Genomic DNA, 16,171 nt, shown 5'->3' on the forward strand with positions numbered 1-16,171 from the left:
AAAAAGCAAATCCCATGCATAAACGCACTCTCATCCATTCCGCCCTGGCCCTGGCCGCTGCCGTGGCCTTCACCGGCGCCGCCTTCGCGCAGGACAAGCCGCTGAAGGTCGGCGTCACCGCCGGCCCGCACGCGCACATCTTCGAGCAGGTGAAGAAGGTTGCCGAAAAGGACGGCCTGAAGATCCAGATCGTCGAATTCAGCGACTACATCCAGCCCAATGCCGCACTCGCCGCTGGCGACCTCGACGCCAACAGCTACCAGCACAAGCCTTTCCTCGACCAGCAGGTCAAGGACCGCGGTTACAAGCTGGTCTCGGTGGCCTACACCGTCAACTACCCGATCGGCATCTACTCCAAGAAGGTCAAGGACCTGAAGGAACTCAAGGACGGCGCACGCTTCGGCATTCCGAACGACCCGACCAACGGCGGCCGCGTGCTGCTGGTGCTGCAGGACCTGGGCCTGATCAAGCTCAGGGCCGAAGCCGGCCTGAAGGCCACGCCGCTGGACGTGACGGACAACCCGAAGAAGATCAAGTTCGTCGAACTCGAAGCCGCGCAACTGCCGCGTTCGCTGGATGACCTGGACGCCTCGGCCATCAACACCAACTTCGCCTTGTCCGCCGGCCTGAATCCGCAGAAGGACGCGATCGCCAAGGAAAGCGCCAAGTCGCCCTACGTGAACATCCTGGTGGTGCGCGAGCAGGACAAGGACAAGCCATGGGTGACCAAGCTGGTCAAGGCCTACCATTCGGACGAAGTCCGCAAGTACATCGAAACCGAGTTCAAGGGCTCGGTGCTCGCCGGTTTCTGATCGGCACGGCCGTCCGCCAGGGCCGCCGGCGTTGCGCCGGCGGCCTTTTTCATTGCCAACCGCTTACCGGGCTGAAACCTCGCGGACACATTCCGCCCGGATGATCCCGGGGTTATTGGCGCCGGCCTTGCCCCCGTGGTCGTGGGCGGCACAATGCACATGGTGCGCCGTTGCCGAGCAGAAGGCCGGCGCCATCCGGAGTTCCACGCATGACCCTCAGCCATCCAGACACCCAGACCCCTTTCGAAGCCCCGCCCATTCTGGGTTTCCATGCCCACGTGTATTTCGATGCGCACAGCCTTGCCGCGGCCCGCGCCCTGTGCGAGCGCGCCGCCGCCCTGTTCGATGCCAAGATGGGCCGCGTGCACGAGAGGCCGGTCGGACCGCATCCGGACTGGAGCTGCCAGCTGGCGTTCGCACCCGCGGTGTTCGGCACCCTGGTGCCGTGGCTCGCGATGCACCGTGGTCCACTGGTGGTGTTCATCCACCCGGTGACCGGCAACGACCTGGTGGACCACCGCGACCGCGCCATGTGGATGGGCGCGGTGCGGCCGCTGGACCTCTCCGTGCTCTCGGGCGAACCGACCACCTACGTCTTCTGAAAATGGTGCCTGAAATCCTGACCCGTCCTTCCCCCGTCCGCCGCATCCCGCAACTGGCGCTGCTCGCGCTGTGTGCCCTGCTGGGCGCCTGCACCAACATCGTGCCGCCCAAGCCGCTGCCGCAGCAGGAACAGTTCAATTCCACCGACACCTATTCGCGCATGTTCGACGCCTCGCCGGTGCAGACCTGCGAGGCCTCGCGGCGTGCGCTGCTGAGCCAGGGCTACCTCATCACCACCAGCACCACCGATCTGGTGCAGGGCACGAAGAGCTTCCAGCCCGACACCGAGAACCATGTGCAGATGGAGATCCGCGTGGTCTGCACCGCCGAGACGCGCGACGGCAAGGTCACGCTGGGCTTCGTCACGGCGCTGCAGGACCGTTATGCCTTGAAGAAGAGCAACAACTCGGCCAGCCTGGGCGTCGGGGCGTTGGGTTCGGTGTCGCTGCCGTTTTCGTCGAGCAGCGACGCGATGATCAAGGTCGGCAGCGAGACCATCACGAGCGAGGCTTTCTACGACCGCTTCTTCGCCCTGGTGCAGCGTTATCTGGTGATCAGCACCGAGGAGGCGGAGGAGGCGGCCGCCACGCCGCCGGCTGTGATCAAGCCGACCGTGAAGACGGCACCGCAGCCCGACCTCAAGGTGGAAATCAAGCCCGACATCCAACCCGACGCCAAGTCCGACCTGGACCCGCCGCCACCGGCGGACAAGCCCTGATCAGGCCTCGGCGGCGGCCAGCAGCCGCTGTGCGAGCGCGCGGACTTGCGGATCGCGCAGCGCGGGTGCCGTCGGCGCGTCGATCTGCGCCTTGATCAGCCGCTCCAGGGTTTCGAGGTGCGGCAGGACCGTGCCGAAGAAGCGCGGCTCGCCGTCCACGGTCACCAGGATCGACGGAAAATTCTCCACCTCGATCGGGTCGACCCAGTCGGCCTGGTCCTCGATGTCCACCCAGAGGAAACGCGCGGACGAAAACGCGGCCTGTGCCTGTTCGAAGCGGCTTTTGTATTCGCGGCAGGCGCCGCACCAGTCGGCGCACAGGCAGGCGACGAGGACGTCGGGTTTCACGGGCATTGTCGGGCTCATGCCGCGATGATCGCAGACTCGGGCGGGCCGCGCCGGTCTGGGGAAAAAGAGGCGAGACGCACACGATGTCGTGGGAAACGGCGATGATGGTGTCTGCGCCTGCGTTCGCAGCGTGTATCCGTCCCATCCGTTTCTCCAGGAGTACCCACCCCATGAGCCAAACCAAAGTCGCCGTCGTCGTCGGCAGCCTGCGCAAGGAATCCTTCAACCACAAGCTGGCGCTCGCGCTGGCCAAGCTCGCGCCGGCCGATTTCAGTCTGGAAGTGCTGCAGATCGGCGACCTGCCGCTGTACAACCAGGACGACGACGCCAACCAGGCCGATGCGGTGAAGCGCCTGAAGGCCCAGGTCGCCGCGTCGCAGGCCTTGCTGTTCGTCACACCGGAATACAACCGCTCCATGCCAGGCGTGTTGAAGAACGCGCTGGACCACGCCTCGCGGCCCTACGGCCAGAGCGTGTGGGGCGGCAAGCCCGCCGGCGTGATCGGCGTGTCGGTCGGTGCCATCGGCACGGCGATGGCGCAGCAGCATTTGCGCAACGTGCTCGCCTACCTGAACGTTCCCACGCTCGGCCAGCCCGAAGCCTTCATCCAGGCCAAGGACGGCCTGTTCAACGCCGACGGCAGCATCGGCGACGCGAGCAAGGCGTTTCTGCAGGGCTGGATGGACCAGTACGTGGCTTGGGTCAAGAAGCACGTTTGACCTTAGTGAGAGGCCGCGGGAAATGACTCGCCGAGTTCTCCGATGGCGAAGGTGACCCATTCCAGGAACACCGTGGAACCGGCTTCGCCGGGCCACTGGTGTTGCCCCCTGCAAGGGGGTTGGAGGCCACACGAAGTGGGCAAGCCTGGGGGTGTTCAGCGACCCACGCCCCACTTGCGGATCGTGAGCCGCTCCAGCGTGTGGAAGCCGAGCGTCTCGACCAAGAGGCCGATGATGATCACCAGCGCCAGGCCGGCGAAGACCTTGTCGGTGTAGAGCTCGTTGCGGTTCTGGAAGATGTACCAGCCCAGGCCACCCTTGCCCGAGGATGCGCCGAACACCAGTTCGGCGGCGATCAACGTGCGCCAGGCGAAGGCCCAGCCGATCTTCAGGCCGGCCAGGATCGCGGGCAGGGCGGCGGGCACCAGGATCTGCAGCACGTAGCGCAGGCCGCGCAGGCCGTAGTTGCGCCCGGCCATGCGCAGGGTTTCGGGCACGCCCTGGAAGCCGGCGTACATGTTCAGCGCCAGCGGCCAGAGCACCGAATGCACCAGCACGAACACCAGGCTGTTGTTGCCCAGGCCGAACCACAGCAGGGCCAGCGGCAGCAGCGCGATGGCCGGCAGCGGGTTGAACATCGAGGTCAGCGTGGTCAGCAGGTCGCGGCCGAACTGCGTCGAAACGGCCAATGTCGTCAGCCCAAAGGCCGCCACGATGCCGATCACGTAACCCTGCAGCAACACGCCGAGCGACAGCCGCGTCTTCTCGACGAGTTCGCCACTGGCCAGGCCGTCGCCCAAGGCCGCGGCGGTCTGCAGGAAACTTGGCAGCAGCAGGTCGTTGTTCTGGATGCGCGCGACGATCTCCCACAGCGCGGCCAGTGCCAGCAGGATCACCGCCTTGCGCACGCCGCCCTGTTGCCAGATGCGCGTGGACCAGGGCAGGGCGCGTTCGGGCGCCACGTCGCCCAGCGGCGGCAGCGTGTATTCGGCTTCGGGGCGCACGGGTGGCAAGTGCGCGAAGCGCGTGGGCGTTGACACCGAAATGGTTTCGGCCGTCTGCGCCCGCAGCGGCAGTTTCAGGGCTGCGGTGTTCATGCGGCCTCCTTGTGCTGGTCCGCATTCGCGGCTTCGTGCTCGAACAGCAGCCGGTGGATGCGCTGCGCCGTGGCCTGGAACTCGGTGCCGCCCTGGCTCTGCAGGTCGAACTGGTGGCTGTTGATCTCGGCGCGCAGCCGACCGGGGTGCGGCGACAGCAGGCCGATGCGGTTGCCCACCACCAGCGCTTCCTCGATCGAATGCGTGACGAAGATCAGCGTGAAGCGGAACTCGTCCCACAGCGCCAGCAGTTCTTCCTGCATGCGCCGGCGCGTGAGCGCATCGAGCGCGGCGAACGGCTCGTCCATCAGCAGCACCTGGGGTTGCATGGCCAGGGCACGGGCGATGGCCACGCGTTGTTTCATGCCGCCCGACAAGGTGTGCGGATGCGCGTCGGCGAAGTCGGCCAGCCCGACCTTGGCGAGGTAATGGCTGGCACGTTCGGCGGCCTCCTTGCGGCCCAGCTTCTTCGATGCCAGCAGCGGGAACATCACGTTCTCGCGCACCGTCTTCCATGGCGGCAACTGGTCGAACTCCTGGAACACCACGATGCGGTCGGGCCCGGGCTGGCGCACGGCACGGCCGTTCAGACGGATCTCGCCCTCGCGCGGCGGCACGAAGCCGGCCACCGCCTTGAGCAGGCTCGATTTGCCGCAGCCGGAGGCGCCGAGCAAGACGTAGCGGTCGCCGGCGAACACATCGAAGCTCACGCGGTGCGTGGCGCGCACCAGGCGCTCGGGCGTGCGGTACTCCAGGCTGACGCCATCGACCTGCAGCAGGGGCGACACGTTGGAAGTGGTCGTGTCCATCAATTGCCTGCCGCGACGTGGGCGTCGTCGAAGAAGTAGTCGCGCGCCGATGCAGGCTTGTTCTTGATGGCGCCGACGCGGTGCATGAACTCGGCCAGCGGATAGGTGTTCTGCGGCGCGATCTTGAACTGCACTTCCGGGTTCTTGATGATCTTGACCAGCAGGTCGCGGTCGATCTTGGCCTGGCCGACCTTGAGGTAGATGTCGGCGGCCTTTTCGGGATTCGCCGTGACGAACTGCGCCGCCTCGTCGAGCGCGCCGACGAAGGCCTTGTAGGTCTTCGGGTTGTCCTTGCGGAATTTCTCGGTGGCGTAGAGCACCGTGGCCGACGACGGCCCGCCGAGCACGTCGTAGGAGCTCAGCACGATATGCGCCTTCGGGTTGCCGGCCAGTTCCTGGTCCTGGAATGGCGGATTGCCGAAATGGGCCGTGATCTCCGTGCCGCCGCTGATGATGGCGGCCGCCGCGTCCGGATGCGGCAACGGCACCTGCACCGCATCGAGCTTCTTGTATTGCGCGTCTCCCCAAAGCTTGGCCGTGGCCAGCTGCAGCACGCGCGACTGCACCGACACGCCCACGGCCGGCACGGCGATGCGGTCCTTGTCGGTGAAGTCGGCGATCGTCTTCACCGCCGGGTTGTTGCTCACCAGGTAATACGGGAAGTTGCCGAGCGAGGCCACGCCGCGCACGTTCTGTTTGCCGTGGGTGCGGTCCCAGATGGTCAGCAGCGGGCCGACGCCGGCGCCAGCGATGTCGATGTTGCCCGAGAGCAGTGCGTCGTTCACCGCCGAGCCGCCCGAGAGCTTGAGCCATTCGACTTTCACGTCCACGCCCGCGGCCTTGCCGTGTTTTTCGATGAGTTTCTGTTCCTGCGCCACGTTGAGCAGCAGGTAGACGATGCCGAACTGCTCGGCGATGCGCAGCTGGCCTTCGGCACGGGCGGCGGTGGCGGAGAACGTGCCACCGGCGAGCAAAGCCAGGCTGGTGGCGACGGCGCCGAAGCGTCGACGGTTGGATGGCGTGAAGAAAAAATTCATGGAAATCTCTGTTTGCTATGGATTCAGGAGCTACCAGCGCAGTTGGAATAAGTGCTGGAGGCCAATTTGGCTCAAAACCGACTCAGAACACCGCATCGCCTTCGATGGTCGTGCGGTACAGCTTGCGGCGCAGGTGATCCGGCGTGCCGGCGGCCAGGTGCATCAGCGAACGGTTGTCCCAGAACACCATGTCGTGCGGCTGCCACTGGTGGCGGTACACGTGTTCTGGCTGCACGCTGTGGGCGAAAAGCTGCGCCAGCAGCGCCTGGCTTTTTTCTTCGGGCACATCGACGATGCGGCTCGTGAAATGCTCGCTCACGAACAGCGCCTTGCGGCCGGTTTCCGGATGGGTGCGCACGACCGGATGCACGACCGGTTTGACTTCGGCGATCTGTTCCGGCGTCAGGTTGGGGCGCCAGGGGCTGCGCGCCTGCAGTTCGGCGTATTTGGCGAGGTAGGTGTGTTCGGCGCGCAGGCCGGCCACTTCCTCCTTCAGCGCGGGCGGCAGCGTGTCCCAGGCGGTGTGCATGTTGGCGAACAGGGTGTCGCCGCCTTCGCTTGGCAACTCCTGCGCATGCAGCATCGAGCCCAGGCTTGGCTTTTCCTTGTAGGACAGGTCGGAATGCCAGAAATGCCCGGCGTCGCCGAGGCCGATCGGCTGGCCATCCTCGAGGATGTTGGAGATGCGCAGGATTTCCGGGTGGCCCGGCAGCTGGAATTGCCGCAGCACGTGGATCTGCAGGGGGCCGAAGCGCCGGCTGAAGGCGATCTGCTGAGCGGGCGTGATGCGTTGGTCGCGGAAGACCAGCACGTGGTGATCGAGGTGGGCGCGGTGGATGCGGGCGAAGTCGTCGTCCCCGAGCGGCACGGAGAGATCCAGTCCGATCACCTCGGCGCCGAGCGGCGCCGCGAAGGGGCGGATCTCGAAGTTCTGCGCTGTGGCTGCGGGCCGTCCGGTGTCGGGCAAGAGGGAGGTTGAGAGTACTGCGGTCATGGTCGTCGCTTCATTCACGTTCTGAAGGCCGGAAGGGCCTGGTGTGATGAGAATGTAGGGACGACTGGTTCAACACGGAACGATTAAGTTCTTCCGTATTTACAACTAAATCATCTGAAGAGCGTGACCGTGGGCAGAACCGGTCGGCTAGCGCGATGCCGGCGGCGGTGCCAGTTCGCCACGCTGCAACAACCGCGTCACGGCGGCCAGCGGCAGCGGTCGGCTGAACAGGAAGCCCTGGGCGGTATCGCAGCCATGTTCGGCCAGGAAGCGGCTCTGCGCCTCGGTCTCCACGCCTTCGGCCACGACCTTCAGGCCCAGGCCGTGGGCCAGCACGATGGTGGCGCGCACGATGGCCGCGTCGTGGCTGTCGGTGGCGAGGTCCTGCACGAAGGCGCGGTCGATCTTGAGTTCGTCCAGCGGAAAACGCTTGAGGTAGGCCAGCGACGAATAACCTGTGCCGAAATCGTCGACCGACAGGCCCACGCCCAGGGCCCGTAGTTCGCACAGCAGGCCGATCACCTGGTCGGCATCGGTCATGGCGGTGGTCTCGGTGATCTCCAGCCGCAGCAGCGCCGGCGGGATGCCGGTTTCGCCCAGGGCCAGCCGCAGCACCTGGACCAGGTCGCGGTTCAGGCACTGCCGGGCGGAGACGTTCACCCCCACGGGCACCGCACGATGGCCGGCGCGCAGCCAGTCGGCCTGCTGGCGGGCCACCTCGCGCAAGGCCCAGGCGCCGAGGTCGACGATCAGGTCCGACTCCTCCGCCACCTCGATGAAGCCACCGGGCTGCACCAGTTGCGCCGGCGTGCGCTGCCAGCGCATCAGGGCCTCCATGCCGACCAGGCGACCGTCCTGGAAGTCGAACTGCGGCTGGTAGTACAGCACGAACTGCCCCTCGCGCAGGCCCTGGCGCAGCGCCATCTCCAGCGCCAGCCGGTCGTGCATGCGGGTGTTGATGGCGCTCGACCAGAACTGGAAACTGGCGCGCGGCTGGGCCTTGGCGCGGTACATGGCCATGTCGGCCTTGGACAGCAGGTCCTCCATGTCGGTGCCGTCCTGCGGCGCCAGCACCACGCCCACGCTGCCGGCGCTGGGCAGGCGCACGTGGCTGAAGCCGGTGTCGAGCTCGATGTCCTGCGACAGGGCGTCCACCACCTTGGCCGCAGCGATGGCCGCGCCTTCGTGGCCACCGATGTCCTCCAGGATCAGCACGAATTCGTCGCCACCCCAGCGCGCCACGGTGTCCGTGTCCCGGCACAGGCCGCGCAGGCGCTGGGCCAGGACCTTCAGCACCTCGTCGCCGATGCGGTGGCCGAGGCTGTCGTTGATGTGCTTGAAACGGTCCAGGTCGAGGAACAGGATGGCCGCCACGCCGCCGCGGCGCTGGATGCGCGAAAGCGTCAGCGCCAGCCGCTCGTACAGCAGCGCGCGGTTGGGCAGGCCGGTCAAGCCGTCATGGCTGGCCGCGCGGTCCAGCTCGCGCGCCGCGGCGATGGCATCGGTCACGTCGGCGAACACCAGCACGGCGCCATCGAGCCCGCCGTCCGGACCGTGCAGCGGGCTGGCGGTGGCCCGCAGCGCGCGCAGCCCGGCCGGTGCCTGCAGGTTCAGCAGTTCGGGAAGGTGCACGCGCCGTCGCTGCGCCAGGCAGTCGTCGACGGCCTGCACGAGCCGCTGCATGCTTTCCGCGGTGAGCGGATAGGCCGCGGGCAGCGGCAAGCCCAGCAAGGGCCGCCCGCCCGCCTGCAGGTAGGCGGTGGGGTTGGCGAAACGCACGGTTTGGCGCCGCATGTCGACGGTCATCACCGCGTCGTCGATGGCCTGCAGCGTGGCCTGCGCATGCTGGCGCGAGCGCAGCAACTGGCGATTGGCCCGGCGCAGCTTGCGCGCCAGCCAGCAGGCCAGGGCCACGGCCAATGCGAGCGTCGGCCCGGCTGGTGGCAGCCAGAGCAGGCTGCCGGCCATCAGCAGGGCACTGACCGCCAGCGGCAACAGCAGCAGCACCCCGGCCAGCAGCGTGCGACGACCCAGCCGCGCCGGCCACAGCGCCAGGCTGCTCACCGACAACAGGCCCAGGGCGAAGACCAGCGGCCACGGCGCACGCCGGATGACGGCCCGGCTCTGCAGCGCATCGAAGGCCTGCGCGTGAAACAGGACGGCCGGCAGCGTCGCATGCCGCGCGGCCAGCGGCGTGTTGAGTTCGCCGCCCAGTCCGCTGGCGGTGACGCCGATGAACACCGCGCGCCCGCGCACCCCATCCAGCGCCGAGGTCGCAACGGGCCACTGCAGGGCCTGCGCAAAGGACAGCATCGGCACGCCAGTCGTTCGCGGCAGCAGGATCTCTTCGTCGCGCACCCAGAGGCGGTCCAGTGGCGCAGCCGTGGGCGGTGCACGGGGAGCGGCGGCGTCCTCCAGCAGCGCCGCGGCCAGCGCCGGCAGATCGGCTCGGCCCGTGCCGGCACGCCGGTAGAAGCTGCGCGACTGGCCGTCCAGGTCGATCTCCACGTCCACATGCCCGAGTCGGGCGCCGGTCTGCGGCAGCTCAGGCGCTGCCGCCTGGATGCGGCCTTCGGCATCGCGCACCGGTGCGACGGCCAGCACCACGCGGCCATGATCCGAAAAGCGGGCCATGGCCGCGGCCAGCGCGGCATCGCCGCCAGGGTCGGCGCGGTCGGGTTCGGAAAACAGCACGGCGACGGCGATCCCGCTCGCCCCGGCCTCGCGCAGGCGGTCGATCATGGCCGCGAATACCGAGCGTGACCAGGGCCAGCGACCCAGCGCCGCCAGGCTCGCATCGTCGATGGCCAGCACCAGCGGCGCCGTCGGCGACGGCGCGCGCTCGGGCAGCAGCAGGTCGTAGGCCAGCAGGTCGAGCCGCTGTACCAGGGCCGGCGGCAGCCAGGTCAGCAGCCAAGCCGCGGCCGCCCCGGCCAGCCACCAGGCCGTGCGTCGCAACAGCCAGCGCGTGGCCTGATGCCAGGACGGCGCGTCCGGCGTCAGAACATCAGCAGCGCGGGGATCAGCAGCCACAGGGCCCTCCAGTACGGCGATGGCGCCTCGGGCACGGTGAAAGTCTGGGGGGCGCCCCACGGTCCGGCGAAGCCATCGGCGCCGATGGCCTGCACGCGCACCTGGTAGATGCCGGGGGCCAGGTCCTGCAAGGCGTATTGCGGCGTCTCGGTTTCCGCGTCCAGGATCGGTGCGCCGAAGGCCGCTTCGCGCGCAATCTGGAACCGGTAGCGTGCCGCCTGCGGCTGGGCCGACCAGCGCAAGATGAGACGACCTTCCTCCACCGGCGCGATGGCCACGTCCGGCCCGGGCAGCACGCGGCGAAACGCCTGCGCGTCGCCCCACGGCCCCTGGCCCTTCTGCGGATCGACGGCGGCCACGCGCCAGCGGTAGGCGCCGACCGGCAGATCCAGTCCCGCCTGCGCCGTGCCCCGCGGCACGTCCTGCGCATCCACCGGCTCAACGAAAGCGGGTGCCCCGTCGCCGGCGGCCAGTTGCAGCCGGTAGCTCAGCCGCGGGTCCCCTTCGGTCCAGCGGAACCTGGGCCGTGCGGTCGTGAGGACCGCGTCGGGTGCCGGCTCGATGAGCAGCGGGGGCGCTGGCCGGGCATGGACCTGCAGCGCGCGTTCGGCCGACAGCCCCTCCAGTCCCTGGGCGTCGATGGCGCGCACGCGCAGCACGTGGCTGCCGTCTTCGAGTTCGCGCGCGCGAACCCGTGCCGCCAGGGTGGTTTCGTCGGACGTGACCACCTCGAACCGTGCGTCGGGCGCGACCTGCGTACGGTAGGCGACAGCGCCCGCCAGCGGTGCCACGGGCAGATCGACCGGCAGGCGTTCGATGCGCGCCGGCAGCCCGTCCAGGTTCGGCGCCGCCAGCAGCGCCACCGGCGGCGCAGGCGCGGCACCCGTTCGGGAAACATTGCCCTGCAAGGCCTGGGGAGTGGCCTCGCCGGTGCGATTGGCCACGTTGACCGCACCTTCGAGTACTTCCGTGCGCAGCACTCCGGCCGCGCTGTCGAAGGACAGCCGAAAGGCGGTGCCGCGCACCGCCGCCGTGGCCGCGGGTGTGCGGATCTCGAAGCGCCCGCCGGTATTGCCCAGCGGCGTAACCTGGTTCTCCAGGCTGCCGCGCATCAGCTCGATCGAGATGAGGCTGGTCTGGCCAAGCGCGCTGGCCTGGGTCTGGCGCAGCAGCAGCTCCGAATCGCGGCGCATCAGCACCCGGGAGCCGTCGGCGAACTGCAGCGTCGCGCTGCCATCCGCGCCGGTGCGAAGACGGGCCGGCGCACGCAGCATGGCACCGGGCTCGGCGGGGTGCTCGGCCGCATTGCCTCCGGATTGCACGCTCGTCGCACCGTATGCCGCCAGCAGCCGGACCTGGGCCGTCTCGAGCTTCAGCCAGGCCTGCGGAATGCGCAGTCGCGTGCCGGGCAGGATGCGGCGGTCGTCCGGGATGTGGTTGAGCGCGAGCAGCGGCGCACCCAGCGCCATGTGCCGGAGATAACGCTGGGCAAGGTTCCAGGGATGGTCACCTGGCTGGACCGTGTAGATGAAGTCGGCCGCCGAGACATTGTTGCAAAGAAAGGACGAAAGCAGGCAGAAGACCAGCCAGCAGGGCAGGCGCGACCAGTGACCCAGCAATCCGTGTTTTGCCATGCGTTTTCCGGCGTGCGGCGCGGCTTGGCGCCGACATCATCGTGAATGATTGTAAAAATGCCGGATTCTGTGCCTTATTTCGCTGGCGTGGTTGTGTGATAAATACCGATGCCGAGCATTTGATGGCTCGGGCTGGTGGATGCGAGCCTTCGGATTCGTCTGTCAACTGAACAAACGATCGAACAAATGGCCCTGCCGGCTTGGCCTGGTCCTCGAAAGGGCCAAGCCAAGCCGGCAGGGCGGGAAAACGCCGGGGCAGGCCCCGGAAGGAAGCGGAGGTCAGGCTGCGAGCGACACCTTGTCCTGGTTGGCGGCCGGCGCCGTCAACAGCTTGATCTCGGCTTCGGCTGAAGCCAGGGCGCTGGCCTTGGCGTCCGGTCCCATGGCCACGCCTTCGGCGCGCACGAAGCGCACATCGGTCACCCCGAGGAAGCCGAACAGCACCGACAGGTAACTTTCCTGGTGTTCCATGGCGCGGCCGCCTTCGCTGTTGGAATAGACGCCACCGCGGCCGATGGCCACGATCACCGTCTTGCCGCCGGCCAGACCGACCGGGCCCTTGTCGGTGTACTTGAAGGTGCGGCCGGCCTGGGCGATACGGTCGATCCAGGCCTTGAGCTGGGTCGGGATGGTGAAGTTGTAGAGCGGCGCGCCGATGACGACGACGTCGGCGTCCAGGAATTGCCGGACCAGCGCTTCGGAGACCGCGTTCTCCTGGCGTTGCACGTCGCTCAGATCGGCATGGTCGGCGCCCAGGCGGAAGCCGAGCGAGTCCATGGACAGATGGCTGGGCGCGTCGGTGGCCAGGTCCAGTCGCTGCACGGCAGTGCCCGGGTGGCTGGCCTGCCATTCGGTGACGATGCGTTGGGTGAGCACGCGAGTGACGGAGTTTTCGCCGAGGACGCTGGAATCGATGTGGAGCAGTTGCATGACAGACCTTTCAAGGTGGTGGAAGCCACGGTGCGTGGCCATGGATTAATTGTGAGGTCGATCCAATCTTCCGATAAGAGCCTGAAACTGCACTAGATTGTCCTGTTGATGAGACAATTGAGCCGTTAAAGGAGCCCTTATGCAGGATCTGAACGACATGTTTTATTTCGCCGAGGTGGTCGAGCAGGGCAGTTTCGCGGCCGCCGGCCGGGCGCTGGGCCTGCCGAAATCCCGGCTTTCACGCCGCGTGGCCGAGCTCGAGACCCGGCTCGGCGTGCGGCTGTTGCAGCGCACCACGCGCAAGCTCTCGCTGACCGACGTGGGCGAGGTGTACTTCCGCCACTGCGCAGCCATGCGCACCGAGGCCAGCGCCGCCGACGAGGCCGTGCTGCGCGTGCAGGCGGAGCCGCGCGGCACCGTGCGCGTGACCTGCCCGGTCACGCTGGCGCAGGGCGTGCTGGGCGAAAAGCTGCCTTTGTTCATGGCCCGGCATCCGCAAGTGCGCATCGAGATGGAAGTCACCAACCGCGTGGTCGACCTGGTGGAGGAGGGCGTGGACGTGGCGCTGCGGGTACGCACCAACCTCGACGGCAGCGCGAGCCTCGTGGTGAAGCGGCTGTCCGTGTCGACCGGGCTGCTGGTGGCCAGCCCCGAACAGCTCGCGCGGCAGGGCCATCCGCAGAGTCCGGCGGACCTGCAACGGCTGGACACCATCGCCATGTCGGCGGTGGACGGCCGCTCGTCGCTCAAGCTGGTCGGCCCGGAAGGGGCCGAATACACCTGGGTGCACCATCCACGTCTTGTGGCCGATGACCTGCTCACGCTCAAGCTATCGGCCCTGAGGGGGGTCGGCGCCACATTCCTGCCCGACTACATGTGCAGTGCCGAAATCGCCGACGGTCGGCTGCACCGGCTACTGCCGGGCTGGTCGCTGCCACCCGGAGTGCTGCACGCGGTGTTCCCGTCGCGCCGCGGCCTGGTGCCGGCCGTGCGGACATTCCTCGATTTCCTCGGCGAATCGCAGCTCGTGGGTTGAGCATCGGCGGTTCTTTATGCTCAATCGAAGCTATGCAAACAAGAATAGAGTCGTTTGAGTTTTAACGCGGCTTCTCCACAATCGGCGCAACCAAGCATCCAGAGGAGAACCAGCATGCCAACATTGCGACTCGGCGACACCGCACCCGACTTCACCCAGGACTCGACCGCGGGTCCGATCTCCTTTCATGAATGGATCGGCAACGACTGGGCGGTGCTGTTCTCGCACCCGGCCGATTTCACGCCGGTGTGCACCACCGAACTCGGCAAGACCGCAGCGCTCGCGGGCGAATTCGCCAAACGCGGCGTCAAGCCGATCGCAGTCAGCGTCGATACGCTCGAGTCCCACGGCAAATGGGTACCGGACATCAACGACACGCAGGACACCGAGGTCGACTTCCCCATCCTCGCCGATGCGGACCGCAAGGTCGCCACGCTCTACGACATGATCCACCCGAACGCGCTCGCGAATGCCACGGTGCGCAGCGTGTTCATCATCGACCCGAAGAAGACCATCCGCACCACCTTCACCTACCCGGCCAGCACCGGACGCAACTTCGACGAGATCCTGCGCGTCATCGATTCGCTGCAGCTCACCGACAGCCACAAGGTGGCCACGCCGGCCAACTGGCAAGACGGCGACGACGTCGTGATCCTGCCGAGCCTGCAGGACCCGACCGAACTGGCCCAGCGCTTCCCCAAGGGTTTCAACGCCGTGCGGCCCTACCTGCGCGTCACGCCGCAGCCCAACAAGTGAACGAGGCCGTCTGCTGACCAAGGTGAATGCTGTGCGCATCCTGATGGTGCCGGGCTGGCGCAACTCGGGCCCGGGCCACTGGCAAAGCCTTTGGACCGACCGTCTCGCCGCCGTTGAGCGCGTCGAGCAGGACAACTGGGTGGTGCCGTCGAAGGATGCCTGGGTCGGCACGCTGGCACGGGCGATCCTGGCGTCGCCCGCGCCGGTGGTCGTCGTGGCCCACAGCCTGGGCTGCATCGCCACCACCCACCTGCCGCCGGAAGCCGCGAACCGGATCCAGGGCGCGCTGCTGGTCGCGCCGGCTGATCCGGAACGCCGCTCGGTGCTCAGCGATTTCGCGCCCGTGCCTTACCAGAAGCTGCCCTACCGCAGCGTGCTCGTGGCCAGCAGCAACGACCCGTACTGCCCGGTGCGCCTGGCCGGTGCCTATGCGCGCGCCTGGGGCAGCGAATTCGTGCGGCTGCAGGACGCCGGCCACATCAATGTCGAGTCGGGTTTTGGCGAATGGCCGCTCGGCCTGGCGCTGCTGCAATCCCTGGCTGGGACCGATGCTCCTTTGCCGCTGAGGGCGCAGGATGCGACTCTCGGCGAAAATCCACCGTCTTCTTTTTCTCAATCCGCTGAAACCGCATGAAAAACAATATCGCTTCCCTTCTTGCCGGCGCGTTGCTGGCCGCCTCCGTGGTGGGCTCGGGCCTGGCTTCGGCGCAGACCACCACGCTGCTCAACGGCTCCTATGACGTGGCGCGCGAGTTCTACAAGGACTACAACGCCGCCTTCGTGGCCAACTACAAGAAGACCACTGGCAAGGATGTGAAGATCGATCAGTCGCACGCGGGCTCCAGCGCCATCGCACGTTCCGTGGCCGAGGGGCTGGACGCCGACGTGGTGACCATGAACACCTCGACCGACATCGACTTCCTGGCCGACAAGGGCGTGGTCGCCAAGGACTGGAACAAGAAGTTCCCAGGCAATGCCTCGCCCACCACCTCGACCATGCTGTTTCTCACGCGCAACGGCAACCCCAAGGGCATCAAGGACTGGGACGACCTGATCAAACCCGGCGTGCAGGTGGTGGTGGTGAACCCCAAGACCGGAGGCAACGGCCGTTACGCCTACCTCGGCGCCTGGGGTCATGTGCGCGCCAAAGGCGGCACCGATGCGCAGGCCGCGGAATTCGTGGCCAAGCTCTACAAGAACGTGCCGGTGCTGGCCTCGGGTGGCCGCGCCGCCACCACCACCTTCCTGCAACGCAACATCGGCGACGTGCTGATCACCTTCGAATCCGAAGTGGTGTCCATCAACCGCGAATTCGGCGAAGGCAAGGTCGATGCGGTGTACCCGAGCACCAGCGTGCTGGCCGAGAACCCGGTCGCGGTCGTGGAGCGCACGGTGGCCAAGAAGGGCACGGGCGAACTGGCCAAGGCCTACCTGGACTACCTGTACTCGGACGAAGGCCAGGAAATCGCCGCCAAGCATGCCCTGCGTCCGCGCTCGGAAGCCGTGCTGAAGCGCCATGCCGATGTCTTCAAGCCGATCAAGCTGTTCACGGTGGAAGAATATTTCGGCGGTCTGGCCCAGGCGCAGAAGGTGCACTTCAACGACGGTGGCCAGTTCGACAAGCTGTACACCGCGCCGAAATAAA

The 16,171-nt window shown here is 67.2% G+C and carries 16 protein-coding genes; 8 read left to right on the forward strand and 8 right to left on the reverse strand.

Annotation, left to right across the window (positions count from 1 at the left end; genetic code table 11):
* Window positions 1–14: 14 nt before the first annotated feature.
* The 3 genes from RD110_RS13620 (at window position 15) to RD110_RS13630 (ending at window position 2,133) form a co-directional block, all read left to right on the forward strand.
* On the forward strand, window positions 15–812 hold the full coding sequence (locus tag RD110_RS13620; RefSeq protein ID WP_076199986.1) for a MetQ/NlpA family ABC transporter substrate-binding protein: 798 nt from the start codon (window positions 15–17) through the stop codon (window positions 810–812).
* Window positions 813–1,021: 209 nt separating this feature from the next.
* Window positions 1,022–1,414 (forward strand): DOPA 4,5-dioxygenase family protein, encoded by a 393-nt coding sequence (locus tag RD110_RS13625; RefSeq protein ID WP_076199987.1) that lies wholly within the window; start codon window positions 1,022–1,024, stop codon window positions 1,412–1,414.
* A 2-nt stretch (window positions 1,415–1,416) separates the two neighbouring features.
* On the forward strand, window positions 1,417–2,133 hold the full coding sequence (locus RD110_RS13630; RefSeq protein ID WP_083686259.1) for a DUF2242 domain-containing protein: 717 nt from the start codon (window positions 1,417–1,419) through the stop codon (window positions 2,131–2,133).
* On the opposite strand, the gene RD110_RS13635 is transcribed toward RD110_RS13630, so the two are convergent.
* Complete coding sequence (locus RD110_RS13635) at window positions 2,134–2,487, reverse strand: thioredoxin family protein (RefSeq protein WP_239467034.1); 354 nt, start codon at window positions 2,485–2,487, stop codon at window positions 2,134–2,136.
* A gap of 164 nt (window positions 2,488–2,651) precedes the next feature.
* Between RD110_RS13635 and RD110_RS13640 the strand changes: the two genes are divergently transcribed.
* Complete coding sequence (locus RD110_RS13640; RefSeq protein WP_076199989.1) at window positions 2,652–3,200, forward strand: NADPH-dependent FMN reductase; 549 nt, start codon at window positions 2,652–2,654, stop codon at window positions 3,198–3,200.
* A 155-nt stretch (window positions 3,201–3,355) separates the two neighbouring features.
* Here the strand turns inward: RD110_RS13640 and RD110_RS13645 are convergent, their stop codons facing one another.
* The 7 genes from RD110_RS13645 to RD110_RS13675 all read right to left on the reverse strand — a co-directional run bounded on the left by RD110_RS13645 (window position 3,356) and on the right by RD110_RS13675 (window position 12,734).
* Entirely contained in the window at window positions 3,356–4,297 is a 942-nt protein-coding gene (locus RD110_RS13645; protein ID WP_083686260.1) for an ABC transporter permease, read from the reverse strand.
* A complete protein-coding gene (locus RD110_RS13650) occupies window positions 4,294–5,106 on the reverse strand; it encodes an ABC transporter ATP-binding protein (RefSeq protein WP_076199990.1) in 813 nt (270 codons plus the stop codon). The genes RD110_RS13645 and RD110_RS13650 overlap by 4 nt, the downstream gene beginning before the upstream one ends.
* Window positions 5,106–6,143 carry an ABC transporter substrate-binding protein gene (locus RD110_RS13655; protein WP_076199991.1) on the reverse strand — a complete coding sequence of 346 codons (1,038 nt, stop codon included), beginning with the start codon at window positions 6,141–6,143 and terminating at the stop codon, window positions 5,106–5,108. The genes RD110_RS13650 and RD110_RS13655 overlap by 1 nt, the downstream gene beginning before the upstream one ends.
* Window positions 6,144–6,225: 82 nt before the next feature.
* On the reverse strand, window positions 6,226–7,137 hold the full coding sequence (locus tag RD110_RS13660; RefSeq protein ID WP_076199992.1) for a TauD/TfdA dioxygenase family protein: 912 nt from the start codon (window positions 7,135–7,137) through the stop codon (window positions 6,226–6,228).
* A 147-nt stretch (window positions 7,138–7,284) separates the two neighbouring features.
* Complete coding sequence (locus tag RD110_RS13665; RefSeq protein WP_157900182.1) at window positions 7,285–10,170, reverse strand: EAL domain-containing protein; 2,886 nt, start codon at window positions 10,168–10,170, stop codon at window positions 7,285–7,287.
* Complete coding sequence (locus RD110_RS13670; protein ID WP_076199994.1) at window positions 10,137–11,804, reverse strand: FecR domain-containing protein; 1,668 nt, start codon at window positions 11,802–11,804, stop codon at window positions 10,137–10,139. The genes RD110_RS13665 and RD110_RS13670 overlap by 34 nt, the downstream gene beginning before the upstream one ends.
* A gap of 279 nt (window positions 11,805–12,083) precedes the next feature.
* Window positions 12,084–12,734, reverse strand: coding sequence for an FMN-dependent NADH-azoreductase (locus tag RD110_RS13675; RefSeq protein WP_076199995.1), 651 nt, complete (start codon window positions 12,732–12,734; stop codon window positions 12,084–12,086).
* Between the two features lie 139 nt (window positions 12,735–12,873).
* Between RD110_RS13675 and RD110_RS13680 the strand changes: the two genes are divergently transcribed.
* The 4 genes from RD110_RS13680 to RD110_RS13695 all read left to right on the forward strand — a co-directional run bounded on the left by RD110_RS13680 (window position 12,874) and on the right by RD110_RS13695 (window position 16,170).
* A complete protein-coding gene (locus tag RD110_RS13680; protein ID WP_076199996.1) occupies window positions 12,874–13,770 on the forward strand; it encodes a LysR substrate-binding domain-containing protein in 897 nt (298 codons plus the stop codon).
* Window positions 13,771–13,884: 114 nt separating this feature from the next.
* Entirely contained in the window at window positions 13,885–14,526 is a 642-nt protein-coding gene (locus RD110_RS13685) for a peroxiredoxin (RefSeq protein ID WP_076199997.1), read from the forward strand.
* Between the two features lie 43 nt (window positions 14,527–14,569).
* On the forward strand, window positions 14,570–15,160 hold the full coding sequence (locus tag RD110_RS13690; RefSeq protein ID WP_083686262.1) for an RBBP9/YdeN family alpha/beta hydrolase: 591 nt from the start codon (window positions 14,570–14,572) through the stop codon (window positions 15,158–15,160).
* Window positions 15,157–16,170: a sulfate ABC transporter substrate-binding protein gene (locus RD110_RS13695; protein ID WP_076199999.1), complete on the forward strand. Its 1,014-nt coding sequence runs from the start codon at window positions 15,157–15,159 to the stop codon at window positions 16,168–16,170. Before RD110_RS13690 ends, RD110_RS13695 begins: the two co-directional genes overlap by 4 nt.
* Window position 16,171: the final 1 nt, after the last annotated feature.

Origin of the sequence: Rhodoferax koreense (assembly GCF_001955695.1) — a bacterium.
In the GTDB taxonomy this organism is placed as follows: domain Bacteria; phylum Pseudomonadota; class Gammaproteobacteria; order Burkholderiales; family Burkholderiaceae_C; genus Rhodoferax_B; species Rhodoferax_B koreensis.